The sequence below is a fragment of the Sphingobacterium sp. JUb20 genome (assembly GCF_004342035.1).
In the GTDB taxonomy this organism is placed as follows: Bacteria; Bacteroidota; Bacteroidia; order Sphingobacteriales; family Sphingobacteriaceae; genus Sphingobacterium; species Sphingobacterium anhuiense.
This window is the reverse complement of the sequence record NZ_SLYV01000001.1, coordinates 578,542-593,688: the sequence shown is the minus strand read 5'-3', so window position 1 is coordinate 593,688 and position 15,147 is coordinate 578,542. Positions and strand designations below refer to the sequence as shown.

Sequence of the window (15,147 nt, the reverse complement as noted above, 5' to 3'; positions counted from 1 at the left end):
ATATGAAAATATCCAAAGAAGAAAATAGTGCAACTTTAATCGCGCGGATAAAACGGTTAGAATCATTAAATACACTTTCTAAACATGAGTGTATTGTTCAAGGTGTGCTGGATGCTATCGATGCAAATGAGCTAGAAGTGCATTCCAGTCTTCCATCAGTCAATAATATGATACATTACCTCGGATATGCCAGAGAAACTTTTTCAAAGGCATACCGGGATCTTATAGCGCATGGAGTTGTTGAGTCTAAAAATAGAAAAGGATATTTTGTCGTAAGTAATAACACCCAGATGAAACAAAAAGTGGCTGTCGTGTTGTATGCTTATGATACATTTCAAGATACGTTAGTATCGGAATTGCGTTCAAATCTTCCAGAAGAAGTATCCGTCGATTTATTTTTCCACCATAATAATATGGAGACTTTTGAAGATATTTTTAATCGTATCCAGGGAAAATATACGGTTTACATTGTAGCTCCTATTGAAAATAAAGCTTCGGTCCAGCTATTAAGATCCATATCTCCTTCAAAGCTTTTAATTATTGATCGTTTATTGGATTTAGGCGACGAGTATTCGTACATAGCTCAAGAATTTGAGAACTCTACTTATAAAGTTTTTGAACAGCTGTATCCTAAAATAAAAAAGTATAGAGAAATTATCTTTTATTTTAGAGAAAACACAGCAGAACCCAATGAAATCAAAAATGCATTTCTGAAATTTTTGGATAAGTATCAAATAAAGGGGCATATTGAAAAACAATATAAGCCCGGTAATTTAGAAAAGGATACGCTTTATTTTACGATTCACAATCCAGAACTGTACCTGATGCTGAAAGATATTTTGCAAAAAAAATGGAGATTAGGAAAGGACCTGGGGATTCTTTCTCATAATGATGATGTCATCAAAGAAATCATCAGCGGGGGGATTACAACATTTTCCACCAGTTTTCATACGATAGGTCAAGAAGCTGCAAAATTTGTTTCACAGCGGGTCCCTGTAAAAATGATTGTACCGACTGAACTGGTAGATCGAAAATCACTTTAACAGATAAGGTAGACAAATTGATATGATAGTTGCAAGTTTTTGCTTTTTTACGGTTTTAGTAGCATTATGGTCTCTGTTAAAGTATAAATCGTATTATACGACTACATTAAGCGGTTTTTTTCTAGCCGGTAAAAGTAATAGCTTCTGGATGGTTGGATCTGCACTTCTGTTGACCAACCTAAGTGCAAATCAATTTATTGGTGAAAACGAATCTGTTTACATTAACAACTTATCTGTTATAGGATGGGGAGTGAGTTCGGTGGTCGCCATGTTAGTCGTTTCGGAGTTTCTGTTACCGATTTATTTCAAACATGGTTTTCGAACCATACCCGATTTTCTATCGCTGAGATTTAATGCGAAGACCAAGTTAATCGTTTCCGTACTTATCCTTGTTGGCTACATCGTTAATTTGTTACCTCCAGTTTTATATGGAGGGGCGTTAAGTTTGGCCATCATGTTTGATGTACCTGCCTATTTTCAGATTAGTTATTGGCAGAGTATCTGGGTACTTGTCTGGGCTTTAGGAATTATCGGTAGCCTGTATAGCATATTAGGTGGATTGAAATTAATTTCTTTATCTGATGTCAGTTTAGGTTTGGGACTATTTTTACTTGCTCTGATAATTCCAGTATATGCATTTTGGTATCTGGGCACTGGAAACATATGGGAAGGAGTTCAGCAAGTATTTCTGAATAAAACAGAGCACTTGAATGCCGTGGGAGATAAACACGATGCGGTACCTTTTTCGACGCTCTTTACCGGCATGTTACTGATCAATTTCTACTACTGGGGTATGGAGCCATACATCGCCCAACAAACCTTAAGTGCAAAAAATTTAAAGGAAGCACAGAAAGGCATGACACTGGCCGCAGGGGGCAAATTATTGATGCCCTTGCTTATTAATCTTCCAGGACTTCTGGCCATACATCTCTTGCCAAAAGTTGAGCCCTCGGCATCTGTATTTCCTAATCTGATTGTTCATATTTTCCCTGATATTCTTGTTGGTTTTTCACTCGCACTTGTTTTTGGTGCCGCTATGACTACATACACTGCGGGATTACAAAGTTGCGGTAGTTTATTTATTTTTAATATCTATAAACCTTATCTGGAGCAACGTAATATCATCGTGTCGGAAAGCCAGCTCGTAAAAAAAGGCAAATATTTTGAACTCATCATTTCTTTGTCAGCCATGTTTATTGCACCTTTTATCCTTTTTGCACATGATGGTTTCTATACGTATTTGCAGACGGTTTCAGGACTGTTTAATATGCCTATTTTTACGATCATGATGATGGGTATTTTATCCCAAAGGGTAACCCCAGCGATGGCTCAACTGGGACTGTTTTTATATATGATCAGCTATTTTACCCTTGTGTTTATTTGGAAACTAGACCTGCATTATCTGCATTTATTTGCCTTATTATTTGTCATTATAGCGATTATTATCTGGATAGGCAGTAAGGTAACACAACCTCATTATAAATCCACTTTTCAATTTGAATTTTCAGGATTGGATCGTACTTCCTATTGGAAAGGAAGGCATTTGGTCGGTACCATCCTAATTTTAGTGATGATAGCGATTTACATTGTTTTTTCACCCTTGGGCCTAGCCCAATAAATCTATTTTTTATGTTAAAATCACAAAGAGCATATATATTCATTGTAGTATTGATATTTTTTGTAAAAACGACTGTTTATGGTCAGCAGTATTTTCTATGGGATGATCAACCTGCTAAGGATTGGATGACTGAAGCTTATCCGATCGGAAATGGTCGTATTGGTGCCATGATATTCGGAGGAGTGAATCAAGAACATATTCAATTTAATGAGAACAGTCTATGGACCGGTAACGAACAGGAAACCGGAGAATATCAGGCTTTTGGGGAGGTGTTTGTTGAATTTGGACAGGTTGGAGCAAAACCTTTCTCAAACTATAGCCGAAAATTAGATTTAGATCAGGCCTTGCACCATATCACATACAATCAAGATAATCAAAAAAGAAGCCGCAGATACTTCGCTAGTAATCCGGACCAGGTGATGGTAATGGAATACACAAATGAAAATAAAAAATCACTAAATGCAACCATCAGACTTAAAGATAGTCACGGCAAACTAACAAAATCGATAGCCGGCGATTTGGTGTTCAGTGGTGTACTGTCCAATGGTATGGAATATGCTGCACGCCTCCACGTGAAAACGGAAGGGGGAGAGGTTTTGGAGACAAAAGGAGAGGATGGCGAAATATTTATCCAGGTTCAATCGGCAGATAAAATCGTTATACTTTTGAGTGCGGCGACAGATTATGCCAATACTCGGTCTACGAATTGGAAAGCGAATGAAAAGCCATTAGAAGCGAACAAGAGATATATTCAAGAGGCTGCTAAATATCATTTTGATCAATTACTTACCAGACACTTAAAAGATTATCAATCACTTTTTGCTCGAGTACAGTTACAATTGGGGACTGAAGATTTATCGCAGGAGCTAACGACAAAAAAACTGCTGCAGCACTATAAGCAAAAGCCATCACCGGCGCTAGAATCCCTTATCTATCAGTATGGGCGCTACCTGCTTATAAGCTCTTCTCGTAAGGGCGGACTACCCGCCAATTTACAGGGATTATGGAATAATAGTAATACCCCTCCATGGCGATCAGATTACCATTCCAATATCAATGTGCAAATGAACTATTGGCCTGCTGAGGTTGCAAATCTAAGCGAATCTGCATGGCCATATCTGGATTACATCAATAGTATGCGCGAAGTAAAGAAGGAAAATACACAAAAGGAATTTCCAGGTGTTCGCGGTTGGACGGTTCGTACTGAAAATAATATTTTTGGAGGAGAAAGCTTCTCCTGGAATACACCAGGCAGTGCATGGTACGCGCAGGCACTTTGGGAACACTATGCATTTAATCGTGACAAAGCGTATTTAAGAGATTTTGCTTATCCAATATTAAAGGAAATATGTCAATTTTGGGATGATAGACTTGTTCGTCGTGATGATGGAACTGTAGTGGCACCCATGGGCTGGTCACCTGAACACGGACCTACCGAAGATGCTGTGAGTTACGATCATCAGATCATTTTCGACCTTTTTACGAATTATGTTGAGGCCTGTCAAATTTTACAAATTGATAAAACATATGGCAAGCATATCGAAACAATTCGCAATGCATTATTAAAACCAAAAATTGGAAAATGGGGGCAGTTGCAAGAGTGGGAAACCGACCGTGATGATCCTAATGATAAGCATAGACATGTTTCTCATTTGTTTGGCCTATATCCAGGACGACAAATATCTAAATGGGAAACTCCAGAATTAGCTAATGCGGCAAAAGTAACACTAAATGCGCGAGGAGATGAATCTACAGGATGGTCTATGGCTTGGAAAGTAGCATTTTGGGCTAGGTTACAAGATGGTAATCATGCTTACCAGATCTTGAAAAATTTTATTAATCTCGTAGGAGGTGAAGGGATAGATTACGATAACGGCGGTGGGGTATACGCGAATCTGCTTTGCGCACATCCACCATTTCAGATTGATGGTAACTTAGGTTATGTTGCCGCTGTTAGTGAAATGATCGTACAATCACAGAATAATATGATCGAGTTATTGCCAGCATTGCCAGATAATTGGAAAGATGGTAAAATTAAAGGATTGAAAGCTAGAGGAAACATTTTGATTCACGAATTGATATGGAAAAATAAGGAGGTTGAATCTGTTGTTTTAAAATCTTTAGAGCATCAGACTATTCAGCTTTTGAGTGCAACTGTACTTAAAGACGCAAAATTGATGAAGGAAGTTAACGGTAAGTATATATATCAGATACAATTAAAACCAAATCAGAGTTTAAAGCTCACTAAGGCAGTTAAAAATTGATAATATAGAGTATTCCTTATGCTTATGTCAGGTATTTGGTATAATATTTGGATGTAGAGCTTTAAAAAAAGAATACACTGCTACTTTTAATCTTTAATTTGAAAGTAGCAGTGCTTAAATAAAGTGATATATGAAAAGCATAATTTTTTTGGCAGTTTTGCCATTGTCCATTTTAGCAAGTTGTACGTCTGGTAGCAAGGGGAGTGAAGAAACTAAAACGGGTGATTCACTAACGGTAGAATTTATTGGTTCAGCACCGTTAGATATAAAAAATCCAGAAGGTAAAGTACAATTATATGCTGTTGCAGAGAATATAGCTGATGTACCAGCAACATTATTGGAAGAAAAAAATATTCAACAGTCTGGCGTTCCTTTCACAATTGATTTTGTTTTACCAAAAGATCATAAATCGCATATAAAGCCTGCGGTAGCTGCACATGAAGCAGTCAAATATTATGTTACTGTTAAATTGGATTCGGATGGTAACGGAAAAGTAGAAAAAGGAGATATTATGATTGACTATGACAAACAGTTCCCAAATGTAAAACTTGGAGCAGGCAAGCAACAAGTTTATTTGACCGTTATTAAATAATAGTGAGGTAGCACCGATCGTATGTATATATCCATTAATGCTATTTTAAATTTAAAATGATAAGTTTCTAACTGCTTTTCAGAGTAAATAGTAACTATTTTTATGAATTGTGATTTAGGAAGTATCATTATTTTAAAAAAATTGATAACCATTTAACGCTAGAAAATATGAAAAAAATAATCACATTATCGTTTGTTATTTTGACGATGATAAGTTGTAGGAATAGGGATTCAAAAACTGAAAACCGTAATGCTGCTTTTGAAGAAATAACAGGTAAAACAGTTACTTTCTCAGAGCCGGCATGTTATGCTTACAATGACGGCAATAATCATATTTCGTTGGAATTTACTGATATAGGTTCAACTCTTAAAGGAAACCTTACGTACGCTTTCGCCGAGAAAGATAAGAATACTGGCACTTTCGTAGGGCAGCTGAAAGATAATGTGCTGCTCGCAGATTATACTTTCCAGTCAGAAGGAGTAACTTCTGTTAGGCAGGTTGCATTTAAAGTAAGTAAAGACACATTGATTGAAGGATATGGTGATATGAATGCTGAAGGGACGGCTTTCAAAGATATAAAGCACTTGAATTTTACCTCAACTATGCCCTTGGTAAAAGGAGATTGTGCTGAAAAAAAACAAGGTTGCCTGTTTGAGGATGGAAAATCATACTCGGAATTGGAGCAAAGGTGCATTACATTAGCCACTTTAAAAACAACCTTAAACCCTTTGAAGGATGGGGCAAGAACGGAAGGTAAACAAGCCTACGTTTACTTTAGTTCGGACAATTCTAAAGCTGAAGTTTTTTTGCCCAATTCTAATAATGGTATAGTATTGGAAAAAAAAGGTGAAGGAAACTGGGTTTCTGGAAATTACATCCTCATGGCATGGAAAGGATATGTGTTACAGGATAAAGGTGTAGCTGTTTACGGCGGATAATTATTTCAGTTTAAAATACAAACAATTACAGCAACCTTACATGAAAGGTTGCTGTTTTTTTATGCTTATCATTGTAGTATAACAGCTAACCAATATGTATGTTTGACTTTTGACAGAAAATTGTCAAAAAACAAAAAGAGTAAAACAAAACTTATTTTAAATTTTAACTTAGACATGCTCTTTGTTAGCGTTTAAGATTATGGATCGTCGAATTACATTTTTTACTTTAAAGGAGTTTGTTGCCGAGCAGATGAACAAACAACAGTATGAGGGATTTACTATCTGTCATTTACAGAAAAGTAATATGACTGACATTCGCTCTTATGAGCCTATGCGCACTGACAGTTTTGGAATGAGTATTATCCTAAAAGGAACGCTCGGCATGCGGATTGGTTTTTCTGAACAGGAAATCCAGGAAAATATGGCATTCTTACATTCACCGACTACAATTATTGAGTTTTTGGAAAGGAGTGATGATCTGGAAATGATCAGTTTTATGTTTTCTTTAGATTTTGCTAAAAAAATAGGCATGTTTTTTCAAGGCAGATCGTCCTTAGATTTTTTGTTTGACAATTATTTAAAGGTATTTTCCTTACGTGAACCTGTAGTTAAGCGATTTGTAGTTTATCTAGAACATTTAAGAGAAGTTAATCTGAGTCCTACACCAACTAAACATCAGGCGGAAATTATTAAAAGTACTTTTGCACTACTCAACTACGAAATAGAATCAGAACTTATGGATCATGTTATCGGTCAGGTCGTACTCAGTGGCCGAAAAGAAAAATTATGTTTGGATTTCATTACGCTGGTGGTAGATCAATTTCACGTTCACCGTTCAGTCCAGCATTATGCCGATTGCTTATTTGTGAGTCGAAAATACCTCAGCAGGGTTATAAAAGAAGTTACAGGGTTAAGCCCGCTGCAGATTATTGAACAAACATTGATGGCTGAAGTGACAGCTAAATTACGGTCTAATTTTTACTCAATCTCAGATATCATGCAACAATTGAATTTTAGTGATTTACCTACTTTTAGCAAATTCTTTAAAAAGAATACAGGTCAATCCCCGATTCTGTATCGTAAAGAATTATTAACTTAAATTTATCCCGAACTTAATTTAGTGTCTTTTTGACAAGTTAAAGCTCCCTTTAGACTTTTTAACCGATTTAGTCAGATATATATTTGTATTAATTGTACATGAGGAGAAAAGATGGGGTCTGAAGTCCAATATTTTAGTGACTAACCCTTCTTTTCGAATCTTTAAATATAGCGAGAACATAATATATTTTAAATGAATCGGAAATTAGTTGTTCAATCAACATTGCTAGGCTTAAGCCTAGGATTCCTAACAAGTTGTGGTCAAAAACCAAACCAGGGAGGGGAGGCACCCGCAGCCTTAGAAGTTCCAGTGATGACACTTCAAGAAGAAAATGGAATATTAACAAAAACTTATGCAAGCAGCATTGAAGGAGTTGTAAATGTTGAAATCCGTCCACAAGTTTCCGGTTATCTGGCTAAGATCTTTGTTGATGAAGGTGCATTTGTCCGGGCTGGGCAGACTTTATTTCAAGTGGATGATCGTACCTATAAAGAGCAGTATAAAAATGCGCAAGCATCTATTTTAGCAGCTAAGGCGAATCTGTCCAATGTTGAAATAGATCTAGATAGGAAAAAAGAATTAGTAAGTAATAAACTCGTATCTAATCTACAGGTTGACCAAGCACAGGCAACGTACGAAGGTGCCCAAGCAGCTTTAGCGCAGGCAAATGCCGTTTTTGAAACAGCGAAAATTAACCTTGAATTCTGTACAATTAAAGCTCCGGTCAGTGGCACTATAGGTCGTATTCCTTATCGATTAGGAAGTCTCATTAATCCTGCTGCAGTCGAACCCTTAACACTCTTGTCAGATACACATGCCGTATTTGCATATTTCTCCATGAGTGAAAACGATTTTGTTAATTTTCAGGCAGCATTACCGGGAAACTCTGTTGCTGAAAAGTTGAAGCAAGCCGCTCCTGTAACTTTAAAAACAGCTAATGGACAGGACTTTCCACATTTAGGAAAAATTGATGCTATTGAAGGTCAATTCGACAAGAATACAGGTTCGATCAGTCTTCGGGCAAAATTTGAAAACCCGGAAGGACAATTACGAACAGGAAACACAGGGAAAATAGCATTAGATCAACATATTGAGCAGGTTGTTGTGGTTCCGATCACAGCAACGACAGCCATTCAAGATAAAATTTATGTCTTTACGATCAGTAAAGAAGGAAAGGCGGTACAGACGCCAATTGAAGTAAGTGGTAAAAAAGAATCTCAATACTTCGTCAAATCAGGTGTTACAGCAGGTGATCAGATAATTACAAATGGACTTAGTTTCCTTCAGAATGGTATGCCTGTTAAGGTGAAATCCGCAACCACAGTAAAAGATAGCGTGAATAAATCTTAAAAACCATTTATCCTTAGTCATTATGTTAAAAAAAATAATTAAAAGGCCAGTATTGGCTACAGTTATATCCATATTGCTGGTTATTCTGGGGGTCGTGGCTATGCTCGGTTTACCCATTACCAAATTTCCTGAAATCGCCCCACCAAGTGTGACTGTAATGGCGACTTACCCAGGTGCCTCTGCCGAAGTAATTGCAAAGGCAGTAGCACCGCCATTAGAAAATGCTATCAATGGTGTAGAAAATATGGACTTTCTTACTTCTACATCGAGTAATGACGGTAGTTTGATGATTACTGTTGTTTTTAAATTAGGAACAGATCCGGATCAGGCCGCAGTAAACGTACAGAACCGAGTATCGCAAGCAACCAGTATGTTACCTGCAGAGGTTAATCAGATCGGTGTAAGCACACTAAAAAGACAGAATAGTATGGTGGCCATGGTAACGCTATACTCCGATGATAATAAATCAGACGAACTTTTTATAGAGAATTATGCTAAGATTAATATTGTTCCAGAGTTGAAGCGTATCACAGGAGTCGGTGATGCACAGGTATTCGGTAACAAAGATTACTCGATGCGCGTTTGGCTCAATCCAGCTCAGATGGCTTCCTATGATATTACGCCGCAAGAAGTGTCTGCTGCGATCCAGACTCAGAATATTGAAGCTGCTCCAGGACGATTTGGAGAGAGTACCAAGGAAGCTGTAGAATATGTCATCCGATATAAAGGAAAGCTGGCTGAAGCAACCGATTACGAAAATATTATCATACGCGCAAATGCAGATGGTTCCGTGTTGCGTCTGCAGGATGTGGCTAAAGTTGAGTTTGGGTCGTACACCAATACGGTTGCCACAGCGTATAATAAGAAACCGGCGATTATGATTGCCCTTTATCAGACAGCTGGTTCAAATGCCAATGCAGTCGAGATAGAGATGCAGGAACGTTTACAGGAGCTTTCAAAGTCGTTTCCCGCAGGTATTAAATTTACTACGCCGTACTCTTCGAAGGAATCTTTAGATCAGTCTGTTGCTCAAGTTATCACCACCTTGCTAGAAGCTTTTGTACTCGTTTTTATTGTTGTATTTATCTTTTTACAGGATTTTAGATCGACATTAATTCCAGCGATTGCAGTTCCGGTTTCTATTGTTGGTACATTTTTCTTTATGCAACTGTTTGGATTTTCGATCAATCTACTGACCCTTTTTGCACTCGTACTTGCGATTGGGATCGTTGTCGATGATGCCATCGTTGTCGTAGAAGCAGTACATGCTAAAATGGAGAAGAAAAAGTTAAATGCAAAAGCGGCGACAATGTCTGCAATGAGTGAGATCACAGGCGCTATTATATCCATTACGCTTGTGATGTCGGCAGTATTTATACCCGTTGCTTTTATGGAAGGCCCTACAGGTGTGTTTTATCAACAATTTGCTTTGACCTTGGCAATGGCAATTCTGATCTCAGCAGTTAATGCACTAACCTTAAGTCCTGCATTATGTGCGTTATTATTAAAATCACACGATGGGCATCATGAGGAGAAGAAAACAAATTTTAAAGAACGTTTTTTCGCAGGATTTAATGCAGCTTTTAATAAACTGACATTTCGTTACGGTAAATCTGTCCTTTTCTTAATAAAACGTAAAACTGTGGCATTCTCAGGACTGGCTGTGCTATTGGTATTGTTTGTATGGATGTTCCGTACCACACCGACAGGTTTTATACCCGATGAGGATCAGAGTTTTTTAATGGCCATGGTCAATACGCCACCAGGTGCATCTTTAGATCGGACAACTAAAGCCATAACCGATGCAGAATTAGAAATTCAGAAACATCCTTCTGTAGAATCGGTGATCAGTATTTCGGGTTTAAATATGATGAGTTTTAGTACTTCTTCTTCTGCAGGGGTATTGATGATCCGCTTGAAACCACTCAAAGAAAGGGGAGAAGTTAAAGATATCAATCAAATTTTAGTTGCTCTTCAAGGACAGTTACAAGGAAATCAAAGTGCAAACTTCTTTGTATTGGGTATGCCGACTGTATCGGGTTTTGGTAATACTTCAGGATTAGAAGTTGTTCTACAAGATAAGACCGCTGGCAGTTTAAGTAAATTCAGTGAAACGGCCAATGGATATATGGGCGCATTGATGCAACGACCTGAGATCGCATTTGCCTTTACCACATTTAATGCATCCTATCCACAGTATGAAATGGTTGTTGACGAAATGAAGGCCAAACAGCTTCACGTGAATGTCTCCGATTTAATGACCTTGATGCAAGGATATTACGGAAGTATGCAAGCATCCGATTTCAATCGTTTTGGAAAGTATTACCGTGTTGTCATCCAGGCATCTCCTGAGTTTAGGTCAGATCCTTCCTCTTTAGATGGAATTATGCTTAAAAATCAATTGGGCCAGATGGTACCGATTAACAGTTTAGTACAATTAAAACCTGTATCTGGTCCAGAGACAGTAGAGCATTTTAATTTATTTAATGCCATTAACATTACCGCGATGCCAAAACCTGGGTATAGTACTGGTCAGGCGATGCAAGCTATAGATGAAGTTAGTGCTACTTTTTTACCCAATGGTTTTGCGCATGATTGGAAAGGAATGAGCCGTGAAGAAAAATCATCCAGTGGCCAGACTGCTGCTATTTTTGGATTGTGTATTGTTTTTATATACTTCTTGTTATCAGCTCAATATGAAAGTTATATTCTGCCATGGGCAGTTTTGATCAGCATTCCCTGTGGTCTGTTGGGCGTATTTGTAGGAATTGGTTTTGCAGGTCTATCCAACAACATCTATGTACAGGTTGCTTTGGTTATGTTGATCGGACTTTTGGCCAAAAATTCTATTTTGATTATTGAGTTTGCTATTCAGCGCAGACGCGCAGGAAAGAGTATCGTAGCCGCCGCTGTTGAAGGTGCAAAGGCAAGACTTAGACCGATTTTGATGACATCCCTTGCGTTTATAGCGGGTTTGTTGCCGTTGCTGTTTGCAGTAGGGCCTTCGGCGATCGGGAATCATTCCATCGGTTATGCTGCAGTATTTGGTATGCTTGCAGGAACTGTATTCGGGGTGTTTTTAACACCGGTCTTGTTCGTCGTGTTTCAGTACCTGCAGGAACGTATGAGCGGAAAGCCTGCGGAAGAAAGCGATTGGGAGTATGAAGAAACAGAAGTTTCACATTAAAAGTAAATCAAATGTTAAGCATTAACATAAATATGAATAAAATAAATATGACTTGCCTGTGTCTCACCTTAATGGTAACGGTTGCCTGTAAGTCTGTGAAATATGTTCCTAACCCAGTAGCAGTACCTGCAACATTTACGCAGGATAATCGAGTCATTGAAAGTGATAGCAGTTCCATTGCATCACTGTCATATAAAGAGTTCTTTAGTGATCAGATTTTATTAGATCTTATCGATACCGCGCTTATGAACAACAATAATCTACAGGTGGCTATTAAACAGATTGATATCGCAACCGAATCTATGAAACAGGCAAAATGGGGTTATTTACCACAGATTGGATTGTCAGCAGGAACGGGAACGGTAACCAGACCATCTGATAATAGTATGAATGGTATGATGGCTGGTCAATTTATGGGAAAAAAATACATGGAGGATTACACAACTGCAGTAAATATTTCTTGGGAGGCAGATATATGGGGTAAGATCAAGGGCCGTAAAGAGATGGCGCTGTCCAGTTATTTACAGACTCAGGAAGCCAGTAAGGCAATTCAAACACGCTTGGTTAGCACCATCGCACAGGGATATTATAACCTGCTGATGCTTGATTTGCAAAAAGATATCAGCTTGAAAAATTTGAGTTTAATCGACAATATTTTACAGATGACGCGGGTACAGCATGCTCTGGGACTCACGACACTTTTAGCAGTGCAGCAACAAGAAGGTAACCGAGATCTTGTGTTAAAATCTATTCCGGTATTGGACGAGCAGATTATCATTCAGGAAAATGCTTTGCAGGCATTGGCAGGTCGCATGCCGGGTCATATAGAAAGAAAAACTTCTTTAGTCACTTTAAAGGCAAAAGATCATCTCGCAACAGGTGTCCCTGCTATGATGCTGGCTTTACGTCCGGATGTAAGAACTGCAGAACTGGAAGTCCAAAAGTCATTCGCACAGGTGCATGTTTCTAAAGTAAGCATGTACCCGAGTTTAAATATTACAGCACAAGGAGGGTTAAATGCCTTTAAAGCAAGTGATTGGTTCAATATCCCAGGTTCGTTATTTGGAGCCTTAACGGGTTCACTGACGCAACCAATAGTACAAGGTCGACAGCTAAAGACAGCTTTCAATCAGGCCAAAATAGCAAGTGCACAGGCGGAAATTCAGTTTAAAGAAAGTGTATTACAGGCAGTAGGTGAAGTATCCAATATTCTAGCCAGTATGGCATCTTTAAAAGAGCAGGAAGAAATATCACGCGGCCTGGTTGCCCGCAATCAGGAGATGATTCGAAATGCCGATATTCTCTTTAAGAATGATATGGCAACGTATTTAGAGGTGATAGCAGCGCAGCAAAGTAAGTTGCAGGCCGAACTCGATAATGCAGCTATTAAGAGTCAAAGGCTCTACACCGAAGTCAATTTATACCGTGCCTTAGGAGGGGGTAGACATTAAAAGAATAGTACGTGGTAAGTCTATTATATCTGTTTAACGAGTGTCCTGAGCCCTAGCGCTTAGGACATTTTTAACAGTGAAAAGATAATTAAATTTTATTTAAACACAACAAAATCAAGTAATAAGTGTTTAACGATGTACTCTGGTAGCTTAAGACCAGAAAATCAATAATAACGAGAATTCTAATCCATTAATTTTAAATATCACTTAAATACAACAAAATGAAACAACAAGTGAATGAAGCAAAAGGTAAGCTGGGAATATTAATTCCGGGTTTGGGTGCAGTAGCCACCACATTGATCGCAGGTGTCGCAGGTATCAATAAGGGGTATTCAAAACCCATAGGTTCAGTATCACAATTGAGCCGCATTCGTTTAGGAAAACGTACAGAAGATAGAAATCCTTTGATTAAGGACTTCGTACCCTTGGCAAAATTAGAAGATATTGTGTTTGGAGGATGGGATGTATATGCCGATAATGTCTTTGAAGCAGCTTCAAAAGCACGTGTTTTAGAACCTTATCAATTGGAGCAAGTACGGGCGGAGTTGGAGCAAATTAAACCTATGAAGGCTGTTTTTGATCGTAATTTTGTTAAGAATCTCGATGGACAGCATATTAAAGAGGGACTTACACGAAGAGCTTTGGCCGATGCTGTACAAGCAGATATCCAGAACTTTAAAAAAGAAAATAACTGTGACCGTATCGTAGTACTTTGGTGTGGCTCAACTGAAAAATATATTGAAGGAAATGCTATTTTTGATAGTCTGAAAAATTTTGAAGATGCTTTGGATCAAAATGATCTGCGTATTCCACCTAGTATGATTTATGCATATGCAGCTTTAAAGCAGGGCGCACCTTATGTTAATGGCGCACCAAATTTAAGTTGTGACGTTCCTGCCATTGTGGAGCTAGCACAGTTGATGCAAGTAGCAATAGCGGGAAAAGATTTTAAAACAGGTCAGACTTTGATGAAAACAATTGTTGCTCCCGGTTTACAGGCTCGCGCATTAGGAGTTGAAGGCTGGTTCTCAACCAATATTTTAGGAAATAGAGATGGACTTGTATTAGACGATCCGGAAAATTTCAAAACAAAAGAAGTCTCCAAGCTAAGTGTGCTTGAAGAGATTTTGGATGCTAAGAAAAACCCAGAGTTGTACGGTAATCTATATCATAAAGTACGTATCAACTATTACCCGCCACATGGCGATAATAAAGAAAGCTGGGATAATATTGACATTTTTGGCTGGATGGGATACAAAATGCAGATAAAAATTAACTTTTTATGCCGTGATTCTATTCTGGCTGCGCCTGTCGCATTAGATCTAGCGTTATTTATAGATCTGGCACAGCGTGCAGGTATGTTCGGTATCCAAGAGTGGTTATCGTTCTATTTAAAATCTCCACAGACTGCTCCTGGATTACCTCCAGAGCACGATATTTTTAAACAGCTCATCAAGTTGCAAAACACGTTGCGCCATATGATGGGGGAAGATCTGATTACACACTTAGGTCTGGATTACTATCAAGAGCTAGTGGATAGCATGTAACGCATTATACAATTTACAACACCCTTGAAGTATTTTTAAATACTTTAAGGGTTTTATC

The 15,147-nt window shown here is 38.2% G+C and carries 10 protein-coding genes; all 10 read left to right on the top strand.

From position 1 onward, the window contains the following. Positions 1 to 2 precede the first annotated feature (2 nt). The 10 genes from EDF66_RS02650 (at position 3) to EDF66_RS02605 (ending at position 15,089) form a co-directional block, all read left to right on the top strand. Positions 3 to 1,043, top strand: coding sequence for a GntR family transcriptional regulator (locus tag EDF66_RS02650; protein WP_132840368.1), 1,041 nt, complete (start codon positions 3 to 5; stop codon positions 1,041 to 1,043). 22 nt (positions 1,044 to 1,065) lie between these two features. Next, positions 1,066 to 2,661, top strand: a complete 1,596-nt coding sequence (locus tag EDF66_RS02645; protein WP_132840366.1) for a solute:sodium symporter family transporter — start codon at positions 1,066 to 1,068, stop codon at positions 2,659 to 2,661. A gap of 11 nt (positions 2,662 to 2,672) precedes the next feature. Next, on the top strand, positions 2,673 to 4,925 hold the full coding sequence (locus EDF66_RS02640; RefSeq protein WP_132840365.1) for a glycosyl hydrolase family 95 catalytic domain-containing protein: 2,253 nt from the start codon (positions 2,673 to 2,675) through the stop codon (positions 4,923 to 4,925). Positions 4,926 to 5,055: 130 nt separating this feature from the next. After that, the gene (locus tag EDF66_RS02635) at positions 5,056 to 5,517 is read left to right on the top strand and encodes a hypothetical protein (RefSeq protein ID WP_132840363.1); all 462 of its coding nucleotides are present in this window, start codon (positions 5,056 to 5,058) and stop codon (positions 5,515 to 5,517) included. A gap of 167 nt (positions 5,518 to 5,684) precedes the next feature. Continuing rightward, a complete protein-coding gene (locus EDF66_RS02630; RefSeq protein ID WP_132840362.1) occupies positions 5,685 to 6,455 on the top strand; it encodes a hypothetical protein in 771 nt (256 codons plus the stop codon). 199 nt (positions 6,456 to 6,654) lie between these two features. Beyond that, a complete protein-coding gene (locus EDF66_RS02625; protein ID WP_132840360.1) occupies positions 6,655 to 7,554 on the top strand; it encodes a helix-turn-helix domain-containing protein in 900 nt (299 codons plus the stop codon). A 192-nt stretch (positions 7,555 to 7,746) separates the two neighbouring features. Next, entirely contained in the window at positions 7,747 to 8,904 is a 1,158-nt protein-coding gene (locus tag EDF66_RS02620; protein WP_132840359.1) for an efflux RND transporter periplasmic adaptor subunit, read from the top strand. A gap of 22 nt (positions 8,905 to 8,926) precedes the next feature. After that, on the top strand, positions 8,927 to 12,091 hold the full coding sequence (locus EDF66_RS02615) for an efflux RND transporter permease subunit (protein WP_132840357.1): 3,165 nt from the start codon (positions 8,927 to 8,929) through the stop codon (positions 12,089 to 12,091). A 32-nt stretch (positions 12,092 to 12,123) separates the two neighbouring features. After that, entirely contained in the window at positions 12,124 to 13,542 is a 1,419-nt protein-coding gene (locus tag EDF66_RS02610) for an efflux transporter outer membrane subunit (protein WP_165902338.1), read from the top strand. Positions 13,543 to 13,763: 221 nt separating this feature from the next. Beyond that, a complete protein-coding gene (locus tag EDF66_RS02605; RefSeq protein ID WP_132767664.1) occupies positions 13,764 to 15,089 on the top strand; it encodes an inositol-3-phosphate synthase in 1,326 nt (441 codons plus the stop codon). Positions 15,090 to 15,147 lie beyond the last annotated feature (58 nt).